15 protein-coding genes and 3 pseudogenes are annotated in these 17,296 nt (G+C 67.5%); 10 read left to right on the top strand and 8 right to left on the bottom strand.

The annotated features are described in order from the left end of the window. Positions 1 to 76: 76 nt before the first annotated feature. Genes BLW14_RS00815 through BLW14_RS00805 form a run of 3 tightly spaced genes read left to right on the top strand, consistent with a single transcriptional unit; the run spans position 77 to position 1,392 of the window. Positions 77 to 523, top strand: a complete 447-nt coding sequence (locus BLW14_RS00815; RefSeq protein WP_093710602.1) for an SRPBCC domain-containing protein — start codon at positions 77 to 79, stop codon at positions 521 to 523. Next, on the top strand, positions 523 to 888 hold the full coding sequence (locus BLW14_RS00810; RefSeq protein ID WP_093710601.1) for an ArsR/SmtB family transcription factor: 366 nt from the start codon (positions 523 to 525) through the stop codon (positions 886 to 888). The genes BLW14_RS00815 and BLW14_RS00810 overlap by 1 nt, the downstream gene beginning before the upstream one ends. Positions 889 to 900: 12 nt before the next feature. Then, complete coding sequence (locus BLW14_RS00805) at positions 901 to 1,392, top strand: hypothetical protein (protein ID WP_143051987.1); 492 nt, start codon at positions 901 to 903, stop codon at positions 1,390 to 1,392. Between the two features lie 387 nt (positions 1,393 to 1,779). On the opposite strand, the pseudogene BLW14_RS00795 reads toward BLW14_RS00805, so the two are convergent. Together BLW14_RS00795 and BLW14_RS00790 are read right to left on the bottom strand one after the other, a co-directional pair. Continuing rightward, positions 1,780 to 2,014 (bottom strand): annotated as a pseudogene (locus BLW14_RS00795) (DUF5133 domain-containing protein). Positions 2,015 to 2,128: 114 nt separating this feature from the next. Beyond that, a complete protein-coding gene (locus BLW14_RS00790) occupies positions 2,129 to 2,557 on the bottom strand; it encodes an ATP-binding protein (protein ID WP_093703278.1) in 429 nt (142 codons plus the stop codon). 373 nt (positions 2,558 to 2,930) lie between these two features. On the opposite strand from BLW14_RS00790, the gene BLW14_RS34365 reads away from it, so the two are divergent. The 3 genes and pseudogenes from BLW14_RS34365 to BLW14_RS00775 form a co-directional block, all read left to right on the top strand. Then, complete coding sequence (locus tag BLW14_RS34365; protein WP_177153866.1) at positions 2,931 to 3,092, top strand: hypothetical protein; 162 nt, start codon at positions 2,931 to 2,933, stop codon at positions 3,090 to 3,092. Positions 3,093 to 4,180: 1,088 nt separating this feature from the next. Beyond that, a complete protein-coding gene (locus BLW14_RS00780) occupies positions 4,181 to 4,819 on the top strand; it encodes an HAD family hydrolase (RefSeq protein ID WP_093703276.1) in 639 nt (212 codons plus the stop codon). Between the two features lie 188 nt (positions 4,820 to 5,007). Beyond that, a pseudogene (locus BLW14_RS00775) lies at positions 5,008 to 5,292 on the top strand (chloramphenicol phosphotransferase); the annotation flags it as partial. A 157-nt stretch (positions 5,293 to 5,449) separates the two neighbouring features. Here BLW14_RS00775 and BLW14_RS00770 read toward each other — a convergent pair. Beyond that, positions 5,450 to 6,667 carry an MFS transporter gene (locus tag BLW14_RS00770; RefSeq protein WP_093703274.1) on the bottom strand — a complete coding sequence of 406 codons (1,218 nt, stop codon included), beginning with the start codon at positions 6,665 to 6,667 and terminating at the stop codon, positions 5,450 to 5,452. Between the two features lie 366 nt (positions 6,668 to 7,033). On the opposite strand from BLW14_RS00770, the pseudogene BLW14_RS00765 reads away from it, so the two are divergent. Together BLW14_RS00765 and BLW14_RS00760 are read left to right on the top strand one after the other, a co-directional pair. Next, positions 7,034 to 7,356 (top strand): annotated as a pseudogene (locus BLW14_RS00765) (IS5/IS1182 family transposase); the annotation flags it as partial. Between the two features lie 87 nt (positions 7,357 to 7,443). After that, the gene (locus BLW14_RS00760) at positions 7,444 to 10,173 is read left to right on the top strand and encodes an XRE family transcriptional regulator (RefSeq protein WP_093710600.1); all 2,730 of its coding nucleotides are present in this window, start codon (positions 7,444 to 7,446) and stop codon (positions 10,171 to 10,173) included. Positions 10,174 to 10,287: 114 nt separating this feature from the next. On the opposite strand, the gene BLW14_RS00755 is transcribed toward BLW14_RS00760, so the two are convergent. Next, complete coding sequence (locus tag BLW14_RS00755; RefSeq protein WP_093703272.1) at positions 10,288 to 10,614, bottom strand: STAS domain-containing protein; 327 nt, start codon at positions 10,612 to 10,614, stop codon at positions 10,288 to 10,290. Between the two features lie 283 nt (positions 10,615 to 10,897). Here BLW14_RS00755 and BLW14_RS00750 point away from each other — a divergent pair, with 283 nt between their 5' ends. Next, complete coding sequence (locus BLW14_RS00750; protein WP_256332625.1) at positions 10,898 to 11,419, top strand: phosphatase PAP2 family protein; 522 nt, start codon at positions 10,898 to 10,900, stop codon at positions 11,417 to 11,419. 345 nt (positions 11,420 to 11,764) lie between these two features. Here the strand turns inward: BLW14_RS00750 and BLW14_RS00745 are convergent, their stop codons facing one another. The 3 genes from BLW14_RS00745 to BLW14_RS00735 form a co-directional block, all read right to left on the bottom strand. Further along, positions 11,765 to 12,421, bottom strand: coding sequence for a maleylpyruvate isomerase family mycothiol-dependent enzyme (locus tag BLW14_RS00745; RefSeq protein WP_093703269.1), 657 nt, complete (start codon positions 12,419 to 12,421; stop codon positions 11,765 to 11,767). 1,110 nt (positions 12,422 to 13,531) lie between these two features. Beyond that, positions 13,532 to 13,999 (bottom strand): hypothetical protein, encoded by a 468-nt coding sequence (locus BLW14_RS00740; RefSeq protein WP_093703267.1) that lies wholly within the window; start codon positions 13,997 to 13,999, stop codon positions 13,532 to 13,534. 156 nt (positions 14,000 to 14,155) lie between these two features. Next, positions 14,156 to 14,827, bottom strand: coding sequence for a helix-turn-helix domain-containing protein (locus tag BLW14_RS00735; protein WP_218137678.1), 672 nt, complete (start codon positions 14,825 to 14,827; stop codon positions 14,156 to 14,158). An 802-nt stretch (positions 14,828 to 15,629) separates the two neighbouring features. Here BLW14_RS00735 and BLW14_RS00730 point away from each other — a divergent pair. Then, positions 15,630 to 16,550 (top strand): non-homologous end joining protein Ku, encoded by a 921-nt coding sequence (locus BLW14_RS00730; protein WP_093703263.1) that lies wholly within the window; start codon positions 15,630 to 15,632, stop codon positions 16,548 to 16,550. 182 nt (positions 16,551 to 16,732) lie between these two features. Here BLW14_RS00730 and BLW14_RS00725 read toward each other — a convergent pair whose 3' ends face one another. Next, positions 16,733 to 17,263 carry an EF-hand domain-containing protein gene (locus BLW14_RS00725; protein ID WP_093710599.1) on the bottom strand — a complete coding sequence of 177 codons (531 nt, stop codon included), beginning with the start codon at positions 17,261 to 17,263 and terminating at the stop codon, positions 16,733 to 16,735. Positions 17,264 to 17,296: the final 33 nt, after the last annotated feature.

Below are 17,296 nucleotides of genomic sequence, written 5' to 3'. Positions count from 1 at the left end.
AACCGTTGGGTTGCACTTGGGCGGTCGAAGTGCAACTCTGGGGTTGCATCCGATGGTGACGGTGAAGGAGTCCCTCATGAGCGAGGACCAGATCGAACGCGAAGTACTGATCGCAGCGCCCGTGGAGCGGGTCTGGTCGCTGGTGGCCCAGCCCGGGTTCTGGGTGGCCGACAAGGCCAGCCTGCCCGGCACTGTGGCCGAGGAAGGCGAGTCGATGATGGCGAGAAACGCCGAGCACGGAGACTTCCCCGTGCGCGTAGAGAAGGTCGAGCCGCCCACGTATCTGGCGTACCGCTGGACCAGCGCGTTCCCCGGGGACGAACTGCGCGAGGACAACAGCACCCTCGTGGAGTTCACGTTGATCCCGGAAGGCGAGCAGACGCGGCTGCGCGTCGTCGAGAGTGGATTCGCGGCGCTGGCTGGGTCCGGGGAGCTGCGCAGTCAGAACCTGAAGGACCACACCGAAGGCTGGCCTTTGGAGCTCGGCGCGCTCAAGGCGCGCGCCGAACAGCTCCCCACGTGATGGAAGAACCTCCCGGTGCCACCGAGGTCGTCGACAGCGTCCTCAGCGCGCTGGCCGATCCGACGCGACGCCACCTGCTTGACATGCTCGCCGCACGGGGCGAGGCCACTGCGACGACACTCGCCGAACGACTTCCCGTCTCGCGGCAGGCGGTGGTCAAGCACCTCGCCGTTCTGGAGACTGCCGGGCTGGTTTCCGGCGGGCGGGTCGGACGCGAAGTGCGGTATGCGGTGCGGCCTGCGGCGCTGGACGCGACGGCGCGCTGGATGGCCTCACTCGCGGCCTTCTGGGACCGGCGGCTGGAGAACATCAAACGCGTCGCTGAGGCAGCGGAGCGGGATTCGAGTTCTACACGCCCCGAATGAATGGAGCAAGTCATGGACACGGCAGAACTTCGTAGTGCTTACGGCAAGTTGCTGGATGCGGCCGCCGACCCATACCTCGGCGACGCGGACGATGGAGGGTGGAACGCCGACCAGATATTGGCTCATCTCCTCAGTGTCGACGCCTTGATCGCAGCGGTTGCTCTGAGCGTCGTCGCTGGTTCAAGACCCACCTTCGACAACCGGATCTCTCTCGACACCTGGAATCTCGACCGGATCATCACCGAGCACTCAGGTCGGGCGGACATGATTGATCATGTCCGGAGCCAGGCCACCGTTCTGTGCGACATCGCCGATCAACTCAACGAAAAGGCCGCCTCGGTTCTGGTGCCATCGCTCCTCCTTTCCAATGACGCTCCAGTGCTGGACCAGCCGATCCCGCTGGCACGCCTCATAGATGGCCTCGCCGAAGACCACGTGCCCGTACATGCGCAACAGCTCCTCGATCTTCGCGTCGCGGTCCGGCCATCGCCCATCCGCAGATAGGAGACGCTCACGCGACCGCGGACCGCGTCGACCAGCGCCGGACGCTGCGCGAAATCGGCATGCTGGAGCGGACCGAGTCCCCTACCGGAGCCGAGGTTGCCCGCGACGACCGGGTCCGGCGAGCCTGGGCCGCCATGCCCAGACCTCCCCGACCAGGCTTTGTGACAACGCCGTGCGCCTCCGGTCTCTTCTGAGCGGTCTCGTCGGCCGGAAGGCTGAAGTCGAGTGTGCCGGTCGTCTCGCGCAGGCTTTGCTTCGTGACCCGTGCCGCGTCCGCGACGTCTTCGCCCCGTTCGGCTATCAGCAGGTCGTAGACCGGCGCCGGGTTTGCGTGGGTGGAGAGCCCGTGGGGGTGTCCGTTCTCTCGAGGTGGGGGAGGGCGGTGGTTCAGCCCGGGTTCAGGACCGGGTCGTCCAGAGGGTGGGCTCCGGACAGCTGGTGGCGGGCCGCGATCAGTGCCGCGTCGATGTCAGGAGTGCCGGTGGACACGTACAACGTGTCGGCCACATCGTTCATACGCCGGCGACACCTGCGCGCCGTCGGTGTGGGAGGCGTCCACGGCGGCGAGGGCTTCGTACTGGTCGATCAGATTCCGCGGCACCGCGGGGTGGGCCATCAGCAGCACCCCGCACTCCCCACCCGCCACACACGCCCCAAACCCAGGTCAGGCGCGGGCCCCGCGGCCCGGCCCGGCCACTCGGTTGCCGGCTTCAAGGGGCCGAGTGCGGTGCCACGGTTACCAGGCGGTGTGGCCGGAGGGGCTGTGGTCGGTGCTGTCGTGGAGGGAGAGGCGGACGGTCACGCGTTTGCCGACCGGTTCGCGGTGGATCTCGAAGCTCTGGCAGACCATGAGGACGAGTTCCAGGCCGTGCCGGCCGATCCGGGTCGGGTCGCAGGGGGAGGCAGCGGGGAGCACCGGACCGGAGTCCCACATGGTGATGCTCAGCACGGCGCCGTCGGACTCCAGGTCCAGCAGACACGGCCCGGGAGCGTATTTGCACACGTTGGTGGCCAGCTCACTGACCACCAACTGCGCCACATCCGCCGCACGTTCGGAGACAGACCAGCCCTTTGATGACCCGGTCCCGGTAAGGAAGTCGCGGACGAAACCGCGGGCACGGGCTATCGCACCCGACGTCATGTCGTACGCGGCACTGCCGCGCATGGAGCCCGTTTCCCCGCGCCCGCCCCGGTTGACGCTCTCGCAAGCTGCCTGCTGCTTCATGCTTTTCCCCCGTCTGACTGACCGCATCTCGCAGTCCTTCGCCCACTACCCGGAAGCGCCAGATACAACACGCTCTGCATAGCGTGATCAGGGGCACTTCCGTGGTGCACGGACCGCGCCGACGGTCGCGATCCGCATCGTCCTGGCCCGAGCCGCCCCGAAACCCCGCGAACGCCACCCTCCAGCATGGATGTAGTCCCCGCCGCTCCGCTTCCTTTCCTGCGTCCGGTACGGCGGAGGTGGCGGGGTATCCGTATGAGTGGGCCGGCAACATCTGCCTGGCCGACAGACCATGAAGGAAGATGGAGTCCCCGTGAACTCTGCAACAGAGGACGGTCTGATCAGCAGCGTGCATCTGGAAGGCGACCCGGTCCGCACGTGTGAGCCGGCGACCGCGTCGGCTCCCCTTCCGGCTGACGGGGAGCAGTCCGAGGGCGTGCCCGAGCAGCCCACGATTGTCCGCGGTCAGGACTGAGCCTTCTTGCCTGTACACGAGCGTCGTGGATCAACTCCGGTGGGGCGTCGGTCGTGCGGTCCCAGCGCTCGATGCTTCGCGTATGTGCCCGTTCCGCTTCCGGCGCGCCGGGGTGGTTCAGCCGGCGTGGATTTCTCGCGCGGCACTGACGCTGAGGTGAACGTGTAGGAGGGTATCGGCGCCGACCACCGTAAGGAGGCGTCGGACGGTGAAGGAGGGGTTCGCGATTCTGAGGTCGCCCAGGTCGTGGAGGGTGGGGACCAGACGAAGGAACGATGAGTCGGAGAACTCGGTGCCCTCGCATCGAGTGTCAGCGCGCCGTGGCCGGCGAGCGTGGCATCAGCCTGCGTCTACAGCGCCGGCAGGGCTTCGATGTCGACGTCCCCGATCGGCCGACCGGCACCGGCGCTGCAGCGGGGAGCGGTTCTACGCGCTTGTGTGGGCGCGGTTGCTGGGGGAGCGGGGCCGGCAGGCTGACGCGCTTGAGATGCTCGCCCCGTACACCGTCACGGGACGGTGTACGGCCCTGGAATAGGCCCCGTTGCTTGGTGGCTGCCGTCGTCGGCCGTGGTGGGGAGGCCGCCGCGGTGCTCGCCGCTCGGCTGCGCCCCGGCCATCGCTGCGACGGCCCGTGGTGCTGCGGTATCGACTCCGACACGGCGCTCGGCCTGCTTGCGACGGTCCGCGAGCGCCAGGCCGCATCGACTAGGCCATTGCCCTGCTCCGGCGCCGGCAGATCATCTCGGTCAACAGCCGCGACAAGCTCGCCGACCGGTTGGTCCGGCACGGCCGGATCGAGGAACTGCGCGCCTACGCCGCGCTGGACGGACACGAGGAGGCCGTCCAGCGGCTGGCGGAAACCCTGGGGAACGGCCGCGGTTCTCGAGAACTACCTCCCCAGTCACGCGAAGTCTTTTCGAGCCCCGGCCGGATCCCCGACGAGGTCGGGGATCCGCCAACAGCGGCCTTCCACAAGGTTTCGAGATTGCTTGACCTTGCCCCAGAGGGAAGGGCCACAGTGTCTCCGTAGATCACACGAGCGAGCGGTGTGCGCTCGCCAGCCGGGATCGACGAAGAGGGGAGTTCGAATGACGGAGACTTGCGTCGTTCTCGATATCGGTGGGGTGCTGGAGATAACGCCGGAAACGGGGTGTGCGCAGCGGTGGGAAGAGCGGCTGGGGTTGTCGTTCAGCACTGTGCATGAGCGGATGAGCGACGTGTGGCAAGCCGGAAGCGTCGGGAGTTTCAGTGAACGAGAGGTTCACGAGCAGGTGGCAGCACGCTTGGGGCTCGACGCGCCCCAGGTTGAAGCCTTCATGGCTGATCTCTGGGCGGAGTACCTGGGAACGCCTAACGAGGAGCTCATCGCTTACGTGCGTGGGCTGCGAGGAAGCTGCAGGCTGGGCATCCTGAGCAATAGCTTCGTCGGTGCCCGGGAGCGGGAGACGGCGCTGTATCAGTTCGACGAACTGGTCGAGCGAATCGTGTACTCGCACGAGATCGGCATCGAGAAGCCGGACCCGCGTGCCTTCGAGACTGTGTGCGCCAGCCTGGAGGTGCGGCCGGAAGGCTGTCTGTTCATCGACGATCTCGCAGTAAATGTTGAGGCTGCTCAGGCGGCGGGCATGCAGGCGCATCTGTTCCAGGACAACGCACGGACGATTACGCGCATCGCAGTTCATCTGGACGCCGGTTCCCGGGTTGGAGGGCCTCTCCCGCTCGGATGATGTCGGCTTGGCCGACCTTCAGTCGGACCGGATCGGCGTGGGGAGCTGCAGGCGAGTCGTGATCGATTGATGTGCGGCAACAATCTGGAATGGGCGAGTGAAGGGAGGTCTCCGGCGATTCCCGCTGGTCGCCGAGATCCGCTGGAGATTTCCTGAGCGCGGTGTCGGAAACGTGTGATCATGCCGATATGGCATCTGGTCGGATCATTTTCCTCAACGGCACCTTCAGCTCGGGGGAGTCGAGCATCGCCAGGGTGCTGTTGGGCATCCTGGACGACGATGTCTTTTTCCACCTGGCGATCGACGGCTTCAACGCGATGCGCAGCAAGCGGGAACTCGGTGCCGAGGAGCTCGATGCCGCGCTGCGGCGGACCAGGATGGGCTTCCACCGCTCGATCGCGGCCATGGCGGAGGCGGGCAACGATGTCGTGGTCGACCGTGTGCTGAGCGAGCCGTGGCGGAGTCCGGCCTGCCGCAGCACGGCCAACTTCTCAGTCAGGCCAATGAGATGCTGCTGAGAGATCCCGGTGAACAGCTCTTGCGCCAGCACCGTCCGGTTGACCGTGATCACCGACCCGGATCATGCCACCTGCCTGCCCGACGCTTTACCCACTATCACGCACCAACTCGTTAGGAGGACTTCGGCCAGGCGTACCTCTTCGCCCAATGAGTCCATGCCACGAGAACCATCACGGCTGCCGTCAGTCCGCCCAGCACCATCAGAGTGGAAGGCGAAGAATGGTCCAGGACGGTTCCTCCTACCAGGGCACCGATGGAGATGGTGGCCTGGAAGGAGGCGGTGAAGAGGACGGAGGACGCCTCGGGCGAGTCGGGGCCGGCTTTGGAGAACCACGTTTGGGAGCAGACCGGGACGGCACCGTAGGCGAGGCCCCAGACGACCAGCAGTGCCACTGCTCCGGTGTCCGACCGGCCCAGGACGGGCAGGAGCAGGGCCGCGGCGCCGATCAGGGCCGCGGCAGTGGCGAAGGTGGACCTCGGATAGCGACCCACCATCGATCCGCCGAGGAAGTTGCCGATGATGCCGACCACACCGTAGATGAGCAGGTAGATGGTGATGAGACCCGGACGGACGTGTGTCACCTGTTCAAGGAAAGGGGTGACGTACGTGTACAAGCCGAAGTGGGCGAGCACCACGAGGAAGGTCGCGACCAGGGCGAAGCGTGTGTTGACGCTTCGAAGCATGCCGCCGAGGGCGTCGATGGTTGTCGCTTGGCCGGAAGGGAGGGGCGGGACGACTGCGAGGAGGAGCACGAGGACAGCCAGCGTGAAGGCGCCCATGACGAGGAACGCCGCCCGCCAGCCGACGAGGTCCCCGATGAACGTGCCCAGGGGCACGCCGATCACGGAGCCGAGCGGTACGGAGGAGAAGATCACCGAGGTCGCCCGGTCCGTTGACTCAGCGGGAATCAGCTGACCAGCGAGTCCGGCCCCGATGGACCAGAAGCCGCCGATGGTGATTCCCACCAGGACGCGGGCAATCAGGATCAGCCAGTAGCTCGACGCGACGGCGGCCAGGAGATTGGCCAGCGCCAGCAAAAGAACGAACACGCCCAGCATGACCCGCCGGTCGATGCGTCCCGTGGCCACGGTAACCACAGGGGCGGAGACCGCGGCGAGGAGTCCTGGCATGACCATCATGAGACCAGCCATGCCGTCCGAAATGGCGAAACTCGATCCGATCGATGTAAGAAGGCCGATCGGGAGAATTTCGGTCGTGACGATGGCAAAGAGGCCAAGCGTAACCGAAATGACAGCCAGCCAGGAGATGAATGGCGAGCGGTGCGGCGCCGCGGGAGATTGGACAGAAGTGGTGGCTGATGTGGACATGGGCCCCGTCCCGAGTTGAAGGGTGTGCCCTATAGTCCAGCAGGGAAGGGTTCCGTTTTCTGGCGGATTCCCGACACCAACAGTCGGCCGGTAAGGCGTCGTAGGTGGTTTCCGTGCGCGAGCAGAGCGCCGCTTCTACCGATTTCTCAGTTCACGGGCCTACCTCGACGCGAGATCGTGTGGAAGGCGGCGAAGGGTTTCACCGGGAGACGGGCAGTATCGCTGACCTCCAGCGCAGATCCGACGTGAAGCGGCTCTGCAGCATCGGCCACGCTCCCAGTCCCGGCGCGAGTAACGCGGTCGGCTTGGGCCACCACGACCCGTACGGGGCCGAGATCCGGCACCCACCGTTGTACCGCTGGCTCGGCCGGTAGACGGCCGCGCACAGGACCTTCCGGGGCCGACCTTTGCGTACGATGTCGCCTTCACGTCGACAAGGCGTACGGCATCCTTCACCTGTGGAAATGGCTGTGAGGCAAGCACATCGGTGTCCGCGTCGCCCGCAAGGGCATCGAGTCAGCGAACGGCCCGGCCGCCGCAGGCGGGTCATCGAACGCACCATGTCCTGGCTCACCGGCTACCGCCGACTCAACCACCGCTACGGACGCCACCCCTGCGATTACCTGGCCTTTCTCGGCCTCGCAGCCGCTCTCTGCTGCTACAAACGATCCCTCGAACTGGCCATGTAGGAAACGGTCTGAGGCCCTGCGCTGGGCGCTGTCTGACTAGCCGGATAGGCTCGCTGGCCACAACTGGTGGTTCAGGGGGTTCCCAAGGTGACGGATCAGTTGGGCACGTTGTTGCGCCGGCTGCGCCAGCGGGCGGGTCTGACACAGGAGCAGTTGGCGGAACGTTCCGGTGTGGGCGTGCGTACGGTCCGCAAAATGGAGGCCGGCAGTCCTGATGCCTTCCGGCCGGCCACGGTGGCGGCGCTGGCGGAAGCGCTGGGGGCGGATGCCTGGGAGACGCAACAGCTGCTGGCCACGCTGCCAAATCTGATCGGTGCGGCGCCCGAAGCGGCCGGGACGGGTTCCGGTCGGCTCCCCCCGCCGATTCCTGTCCAGGACGAAGTCGCCACCGCCGCCGAGGAGCTGGCCATGGCGATGAGGCGGCGCTGGCAGCTCGAGGAAGAGAACCGCCGGATGCACACCCCCTTTCCGCTCCCGGTGCGCTGGCGAAACGCCCCTGACTCGCTGACCGACCACGAGGCGAGCATTCCGCACACACGCTCTGGGGCCACGCCCGCCCGGAGAGACCTGAGTAGTGGTCTGGACCACCTGAACGACATCTACCGGCGAGTCCAGTCCGGGAGGTTGGTGGTGCTCGGCCGGACCGGGTCCGGCAAGTCGGTCCTGACGATTCGGTTCGTCCTGGAGCAGCTGGCCGCCCGTCGACCGCACGAACGGGTGCCGGTTCTCTTCAGCGTCGGCTCGTGGGGCCCCTTGAGGACCACGCTGCGGGACTGGCTGATCGACCGGCTGCTGCACGACCACCCGCACCTCAGCCGCCGGGCCCCCGGCGGTGACACCCTGGCCGCGGCACTGGTCGACGCGGACCTCGTGTTGCCGGTCCTCGACGGTTTCGACGAGATCGCGGAGGGCCTGCGCGGCGACGCACTCGACATGCTCAACGAGGACTCGCTACCGCTCGTTCTGACCAGCCGGTACGACGAGTTCGCGGAAGCCGTGACGGTCAGTGGCCCGCTTTTCCGGGCTGCCGGCATCGAGCTGACCGACCTCACCATCGACGACCTCGCCAACTACCTGCCGCACGGCGACGTCCGGTCCGCGGCGACCTGGGCCTACGTACTGGACCGGCTTGCCGCCCCGGGCGGCGGCGCGGGTCTCCCGCTGGCCCGGGCCCTCAGCACACCGCTCATGGTCGTGCTGGCCCGGACGATGTACAGCGACACCTCCGACCGTGAACCCCACGAGCTGCTGGACACCGAGCGGTTTCCCGACGAGAACGCCCTGGAGGAGCACCTGCTGGCAGGCCTCGTACCGACGGTCTACAGACCGCGCCCCATCGGGCGGGACGGCCCGGAGCGCGCCGCGCACTGGCTCGGATACCTTGCCCACCAGCTCGCCCGTTCCGGGCGCGATCAGCAGGACCTGGCGTGGTGGCGGGTCGGCGACGCGCTGCGCCCGGCCACGCGGCTGCTGGCGGTGGTGGTGGCCTCGGCGCTCTGCGTCACACTTGCCGGCTGGGCTGTCAGCCTCTTCTACGCGCCCCTGACCGGCCGGACCTTTCTGGCAGGGGCGGCCGCGGGCATCGCCTTCGGCGGCGCGCACGCGGTGCTGGACGTGCTCGGACGCGTGGTCCTTGACCTCGACTGGTTTCGGCTGCGGCCTCGGCTGAGGCGGGACACGCGCCGGCCAGTGCGCACGTTCGTCGACAGGTTCGGTGCTGTGCTGCTGGCCGGGTACGTGATGGGCCTCGGATGCGCGTCGGCCCTCGCCCTCCAGCGCCGGCTGTTCTACGACACACCACTTTCTGAGGTGCCAGCGGTTCAGGACACCCTCATCAGCATGCTGGTCTCCGGCCTTGTCCTCGGTACCGGTACCGGTCTTGCTTTCGGGCTCACGACCTCATGGAGAGCGCCGCTGGACGTCACTTCGGCGGCCACTCCCGCCGGACTACTGGCCTCGAACCGGGCGACGGTGGTCCGCCGGGCCCTCGTGCTGGCCCCGACACTCAGCCTCACGATCACCCTTGGCGCCCTGTCCATCGGTCTGTTTGACGGGGCTCTCAGGCCGCCGGTCTGGATGTTCCCCGATTCTCAGTTCATCGGCGAGATCGGTGGAATCGGCAGCGTCTACTCATACGCGCTACTCATCGGGGCTATCGGCGGGATCGGCGGTGCCTGCTCGTACGCGCTCTGCTTCTCCGCCTGGGGACGCTGGCTCGCCCTGTCGCGGATCTGGCTGCCCCTGACCGGCAAGCTGCCCTGGAACACCATGGCCTTCTTCGACGACGCCCACCGGCGAGGTGTACTACGGACGGCTGGGGCGGTCTACCAGTTCCGCCACCCCTCGCTCCAGAACCATCTCGCACACCCGCACCGCCAGAATCAGGCCGGCCTCGCCACGTTCAAAGGAGTCAGATTGCGCGACGCAGTAGACGATGCCGCTCGCCGACGCGGAATGGCTCTGGTCCTGATTCTCTGCAGCACAGCTCTCTTGCTGACCGTCGCGCTGCTCAGCGTGCATGACCTCCTGAGCAGCTGGTCACAGCACGGTCGTCTCCTCCCCGGCGACACGAATGCCGTCGTCGGGTCGATCATCGGCATCGGTGGTGCTCTCGGCACCCTGATCGGAGTTACCCTCACAGCCTTCGCCCGGCTCGTCCAGGCACGAGGACGAGCCGACGCCGATGTGATGCGAGCACGAGCCGAACTGATCCGAGCCGAGGCCGAGATGCACCGCGCTCGCACTGGTCAGAACCCCGGCCCCACACCACTACCCGAAGCCTCACCGGATGCCGGACCCGCAACGCCGGAGAGCTGATCAAAGCCCGCCGAGCAGGTCCCGAGCCTCCGGCAAACGCAAGTACGTGGCGGTGCGGCCGGCGCTCGATCCTGCGCGCATAGCTCTTCCCGGCATCCGGCGCGACGGGGCGTGTCAGCCGGCGTGGCCTTCTCGTGCGGCGTTGACAGTGGGGTGAATGCTCAGGAAGGCATCGGCGCCGACCACCTCAAGGAGTCGTTGGACGGCGATGGAGGGGTTGGCGATCCTGAACTCACCCTGATCGTGGAGGGTTAGGACCAGGCGCAGGAAGGAGGAGTCGGCGAAGTCGATGCCGCCCGCGTCGAGTATCAGCGCGCCGTGCTCCGCGAGTGCGGCGCCCGCCTGCGCTTGGAGGGTGGGTACGACTTCGATGTCGACGTCTCCGCGCGGGGCGATAACCGGCACCGGGGCGTCTGCCTCGCGTGATGTGTGACTCGTCATGCGCGGCATTGTCGCAGGACGCAGGGTGTAGCGGTACGCCCAACCACCGGGACCGGCCCTCGACGCGTGTCAGCGATCAGCTTGTCGCCAAAGGAGAGCTTCCGCATCCCCCGGGTGGACCGGCCCCCCAGGGGGACGCTCGAGCGTCGTCCTGCTGAAGAGTGCGTGCGCCTCCGTGCGACCTGCAGGAATCTCGTGGCGCTGGGAACCGTCTTCGGGTGGGTGTGATCCGGTCAGTGGGGGATATCAGCAGGCCATGAGGCTGATGAGCACAGTGCGTGTGATGGACCGTCGCCTGACCAAGCGGATGGCTTCCTGGCAGGAGCCTGCGCTGCACCGCACGCTTTCGGCGGTGGAGGAAGCGGCGGAAAGCAGCAAATTGTGGTGCGGTGCCGCCGCGGTCATGGCATGGGGCGGCGGGGGGAGGGGCCGGAAGGCTGCGGTGGCCGGACTGGCGGCACTCACCTTGGCGCAGCTTGTTTCCAACGGTGTGTGCAAACAGGTGAGCAACCGTCCCCGGCCACCTGAGGAATGGATTCCGCACGACGAGGTCGAGGACCGACCGGATTCCTCCTCGTTCCCCTCCGGGCACACTGCGGCCGCGGTGGCCTTCACGGCGGCGGTCGTCCCCTCGTGGCGGGCGGCGGGAATGGCTTGCGGGGTGCCGGCGGCCCTGGTGGCCGTCGAACGGGTGCAGTCCGGTGCCCATTACCCCAGCGACGTCGCCGCCGGGGCCGCCATCGGTCTCCTCAGCGCCTGGCTGGTCAGGCACCTCCCGCAGCAGGCGCTGCGGATGTGGCGATGACAGGAGCAAAGGACCTGCCTCCATGTGTCCGACGGGTTCGGTGCGCGTAGTCCTGCGTGCACCTTCCCGCGCATAGCCGACTTCACCCGCCATGTGTGGGCCGGACCAAGGACTACTGGGAGGACTTCCCCATTACGACAAGGAAGGCCCGATCATCCGACACCCTGGCCGACGGGCGCGGCCGGCCCGCACGGCCAGGACTCCGGTCGCTCCGGCCCGCAGACTCTGTTCGACGCGATCGGAGGCCCCGCCGCCGGGGCTGTCCGGGCATGACTTGCGTGGCGCAGCAGGCCAATCTTCGACAGCGACGACGCGCGGTCCTCTGGAGTGGCCGAGCTTGTCTCTTTAACCTGAGCGCGGTCGGGAGCGTAGGACTGACGCACCCTCCCCTTCCAAGTCCTGGCAGGCCGCTATGCGGCCCGCCATCCCCATCACCAGCGAGAGTGTCGGCCCCCGGAGCAGATCCCCCGAGCCGGTGGTGAACGGTCCGTCTGTGGCCTCGAGCCGCAAGCCCGCGGTTGCGGTCTTGCTCGGCACGGTGAAATCGCGGCTGGCGAAGAACCGGGCCACTGCAGTCGTGGTGGCCACCGGGGGCGTCCGCGCCAGACCCAACGGCCGACGGATGTCCTCGCTGTGGACGACGATTTCGCCCAGCCAGGCCGCAGCGTGCCCTGTTGGCCCGGCGGGCCCGTCGACAACCGCGCGAAATCTCCGGAGGGTCTCTTCCGGTGTAGCGCCGCGGTGCTTTGCCAGCCGTCGATCGTTGTGCAGATCAGGGTTGAACCCTGCGGCCAGCATGCTCAGCAGCCAGCGCCACATCCTGGTGCCGGCACCTGCCGTCAGGTGGGCTACGACCTGCTCCACAGTCCAGCGTTCACACAGTGATGTTGTCGCCCACTGGGCCTCGCTGAGCTCAGCGAGGTCTTCAGCGAGCGCCAACCGCTCGACTTGGATCGCCCGTTCCAGAGCTTTCCGAGTCTCCAGAACGTGTGGTTCAGCCATAGGGCAGCCTCCGTAGATCGGGTTTCCTCCATCAGACTTCTATGGCCGCCCAAACTCGTCGACTGTACGCGTGTGGCGCAGCCTGCTCGGCCTTCCCATGCCGAAACGGGCTCGAACCAGGCCGCAAACCTCAGCTATCTCCCCACGCCGAGGGTGTGCACCCGGCGCGGTGCGATCGGCAGTCGAGCTGACGCTCCTGCCCGAACGCCCCCGTGAATACGGTGAGATCGCGCCGTCGGCTTCTCGTCAAGAAGAACACCCCGGACAGGTACGAGGAGATGCACGAGCGACAACGCGCTACGCATTTTCCGAGGCGGCCCGGGCCCACAGCGATCTGGAGTGGCTCGGCGCACCACCGGCAACCTGTGTTCCAGCACACCGACGGTGTCGCCCCGATTCGTCACTGGGGCGAGCACGCGCTGCCCGCGCTCGTCCTTTGGCACGTGCACCACCTTTTGGGTGCGCAGGACCTCGTCGTAGATGCTGTTGTCGAAGGGAACTTCGTCGGGGCGGCGCTCCTGGGGAGCGATTGACTGCTCGCTGACTCGCAGCAGGCGCTGGCCCACGATGTCGACGAACAGGAACGAGACGTGCCGAACAGCGTGTTGAACATCTCGTCCGGGACGCGCCGCGGCGCACGTTTCCGGATGGTCGGCCGGTAGCGACCCGGCCACTCTTGGCCCAAGGGCCGCTTCGGGCTTGTGGTGGGCGTTCGCTCGATCTCCCGCGGCGCGAACGGTCGAGCGGAAAGGGGTGATGATCGGCCCAGTGCCCTGTCCCGGTGAAAGTCGTAGAACGTGCGGAGCATGGTTTCGCAGTGCGCGCGCGTCCTCGCGGCGTGTTGCGGGCCGGTGAGACTTGCCCGTTCCATGCCGTATGAGCGGACCGTGGAGGCGCGTTTGTCCTCTGCCTGCAGCTTGGCGACGAAGACCCGGACGGGACCGACGACAACGTCATCCTGGTCGAGCAACTGGTACGGCGCCCACTGATTACCGGTTCCTACAGCCTGCCCAACTCGGGCAGCAGGTCCCGCTCGGGGCCATCCCCTTGTGTGTACCTGTTCCTGTCGCGATCCGGCCGGACCCGACGGGTCCGGCCGGATGGGGCGGATCAGATGTCGATGACCTGGTAGGCGATGGTGTAGACGCCGCCGGAGCCCTCCAGGACCCGGTACTGCGTCTCCGCGCCGAACTCGTTGCCCGTGATGGTCACCGAGCCGAGCCGGTCGTCGCTGCTGGTGCTGTCGTAGTCCCAGAGCGAGAGGGTGCGGGACTCGTTCTTGCCCAGGACCAGCAGCGCGTTGCCGTTGCTCTCGTCCAGAGTGCGGCGGTATCCGGTGCCCATGGTCTGGTACGACGCCTTGGCGGGCCAGAGCTTCACGGCCTTGCCCCCGTTTGCCGCGATGTTGAGGTAGGCCTCGTCGTGGTCGCCCTCGCTCTCATCGCCGCAGTACAGGTCGACGAGTCGGATCTGTACGTAGTCGACGGGATCGGCGTGCGCGGCGCCCGCGGCGCCCACAAGAGAGGTGAGGCCCAGCGCGCCTGTGAGGGCAAAGGTGGTCAGTCGGCGGATGGTCATGTTGTCCCCCTGGTCTCAGGATTTTTGCCGGTCCCCCGACCGGCTCGAGGAACAGACTGCCGAAGCCGCTGCCCGCCGTTCCACGCGCGTTCCGCTGAGCGGAACCCCCGCGCGAAAAGGGAATCAGTTGTCTGAGGGGCTCTAGGTGACGGCCAGTCAGTAGTGCAGGACCGGAGGCAGGCAGGGCGAGGGGGTGCCTGCACGGGCGAGGGCCGCTGTGACGGCCGCGGCCGCCAGCGCCGCCTCGTCGGCCGCCCGCTGCAGCCTCTGCGCGGATAGTGTCATGACGGCGATCGCGGCAATGGTCCGGTCGTCGCGCCCCCGCACCGGAAGCGCCGCGCAGCACACCCCGTCCATCACCTCCGCGCACTCCAGCACCGCCCCCGCCAGCCGGCCTCGGAGACCGGTCCCGCCCCGACCGCTCAGTACCTGCCCGGCCGCCGTGTCCAACAGAAAACTCATCCCGTTTCGCACCGGCACCAGCGGCTCCACCTCGCCCGGCACGGATGCCACAGTCAGGGCTCGGCCATCGTGCAGGACGGTCAGCAGTGCACTCGCCCCGGTGACCGCCCGCAGCCGGTGCAGCGGGTGGCGAGCGGCCACTCGTAAGCCGGGATGCGGCTCCCAGACCTGCCCGAGGCGGTAGAGCTGCGAGCCGACACGGTACTGGCTGCCCCGCCGCTCGACGGCGCCCACCATAAGCAGCTGCTGCAACAGCCGGTGCGCGCTCCCTTTCGGCAGGGAGCAGGCCGCGGCGATCTCGGCGAGCCCCGCCTCCCCGCCACACCTGCGCAATGCGTCCAGGAGCGCGAACGCCCCCTCGATCACGCCCCGTCCGCGGTTTGTACCCCGCTCCCGTTCCCTGCCCGCGTCTCGCGACATCTCTCCCCCTGTCGGTCACCGCGCCGTGCCCCTGCGCACGGCCGCCGAGAGAGAATGCCTGAGCTGGGTGGCATGGGCGCATCCCGCCACGCGCGAACGTGACCCACAGCACACCGGCCGCAGCTGCGCGTGGGACGAGGGGAGCGTGGGGGGCTCGAGAGCTTGCTGAGTCCGGTCGGCGGCGCGGCTCCATGGCCCGGTCGGGGCCTGCGGCCAGGGTGGCGGGGCGAGGTGCCGACATGGCCTTGTGGATGTTCGCCGACGATCGATGCGGGAGAGCTGCTCGCCGTTCTTCTTCGACTCTGGCGTCGTCCCGGGGCCCGCAGCCGCGCAGACGAGAAGCTGTCGTCGTCATGGTGCTCGCCGCGAACGTGGTCATCGCCCGACCCCGGTGGGCGGGAGCATCTTCGATTTCGAGGGCGGGCCCGGCATGATCAGTTTCGGTGGCCGGTAGAACCCTGCCCACGCTCTCGTGCGGGGCCGTTTCCACGGAGGCAACGCCTTCGCCGTCCGCATCGTTCTGGCCGAGGATCGATGGCCCGTGCCCTGCCACTGCACGTCCTGATGGGATTCCGCTGCTGTCCGAACCGCAAGCCACTGCTGACACGCGTCGCCCCGGGCGGGGCTCGGGATGCGGCGGCCCGTGCGCGGCGCGAGGATCGAGGTGCGGCTGGCGCCGCTGGGCGATGTGTCCGGCGCGCGGCCCGTTGCCGTCTCTGCCCGCAGGGGGGCCTGGAGGTGTGTGCGTATGCCGCGGCCGCTGTGGTCGGGAGCGATCAGCTTCGGGCTGGTCACGATCCCCACGAAGATCATCAGTGCGACGGAGGACCATTCGATCCACTTCCGGCGGGTGCACCTGGAGGACATGGGCCGCGTCCGTACGCGCAAGTTCTGCGAGCTCGATGAGAAGGAGCTGTCGCAGGAGGAGATCGGCAAGGGCTACGAGGTTTCCAAGGACGAGGTCGTGCCGGTGACCGATCGCGAGCTGCAGGAGATGCCACTGCCGACGGCGAAGGCGATCGAGATCGTCGCGTTCGTCGACGCCGGCAGCATCGACCCGGTACGGATCGGCGACAGCTACTACCTCGGCGCCGACGGGCAGGTCGCCGCCAAGCCCTACACCCTCCTACGCAAAGCGCTGGAGCGCTCCGGCAAGGTGGCCATCGCGAAGTTCGCGTGGCACGGCCGTGAGCGGCTGGGACTGCTGCAGGTGAGGGAACGTGCGATCGTCCTGCATGCGATGCACTGGCCCGACGAGGTCCGCAGCCCTGAGTCCCTCGCGCCCAGACAGGTGGAGGTGGATGAGGCGGAGATCGAGCAGGCCGTCCAGCTTGCCGAGTCCATGACTACCGACGACATCGCCCAGTTCCGGGATCACTACCGCGACGCCTTGGAGGAGCTGATCGAGGCGAAGTCCGAGGGTAAGGAGCGGCCCGAGCCGGCCGAAGCCGGCGGGGCGGGGGAGTCCGGCAAGATCATGGACCTCATGGCCGCCCTGAACGCCTCCGTCACCGCGGCGAAGGAGAAGCGGGGCGAAAGCAGCGAGGCCGCCACCGTTCACGAGATCCGGCCTCGCAAGAAGAGCCCTACGAAGAAGCCGGCTGCCGAGAAGACGACGGCGAAGAAGACCTCGGCCTCAAGGCCTGCGAAGAAGCGCTCGGCGTCCTGAACGACCACCGGCGGGCGGCAGAGCCGCGCCCGAGGAGGCCCTGCCACCGCCCAATACGGTGCGGGGTCGGCGGCAGGGCAGTACTTTCTGAGCTTCTTTCCATCAGTGTTCAGGCGGGGCCGAGGGAGAGAGCATAGAGGGCAAGCTCCCTACGCAGTCGTTGCCTGGGCCGGCCCGGGCGGTCAGCCGACTGGTGCTGTGACCAGGTGGTCAGCGAGGCCCGCCTTGTCCGGCCGGTAGTAGTCCTTGATGGCCTCGGTCCAAGCAGGAACCGAGGCATGCTCCGTGCCGGCTGGCTCAAGGGCGTCGAAGAAGGCGTGGATGTTGTGCGTGGCGAAGCCGATGGCCTTCATGACGGCGACGAAGGTGGGTCGTTCGACCATCCCGTCCCCGTTCGGGTCCGCGACCGCAGTGAGGGCGTCGGCGAACTCACTGACCGCTTCGGAGAAAAGCTCCGGTGTGAGGACGATGTCCCGGAACTCCGCGTAGTCGACGCGGCCGTCACGGTTGATGTCCAGTTCTACGGCCAGGGTCTGCCAGTAGGCCCGGAATGCATTCACCATCGCTTCGTGCCTGCCTGCGTCGGCTTCCGGGACTGCCGCCACGACTCTTTCCGCCATGAGCTCGAAGTCGTGCTCTTCGATGACTCCGTTCCCATCGGCGTCGAACAACGTGAATACCAGCTGGACCCGTGCGATCGCTTCTTCCCGCATGGACATCTCGTTTCTTCCGGTTCAAATGTTGTA

Source organism: Streptomyces sp. 2131.1 (assembly GCF_900105515.1).
GTDB lineage: Bacteria > Actinomycetota > Actinomycetes > Streptomycetales > Streptomycetaceae > Streptomyces > Streptomyces drozdowiczii.
The sequence above is the reverse complement of the archived record's forward strand: the minus strand, read 5'-3'. Positions and strand labels throughout refer to the sequence as shown.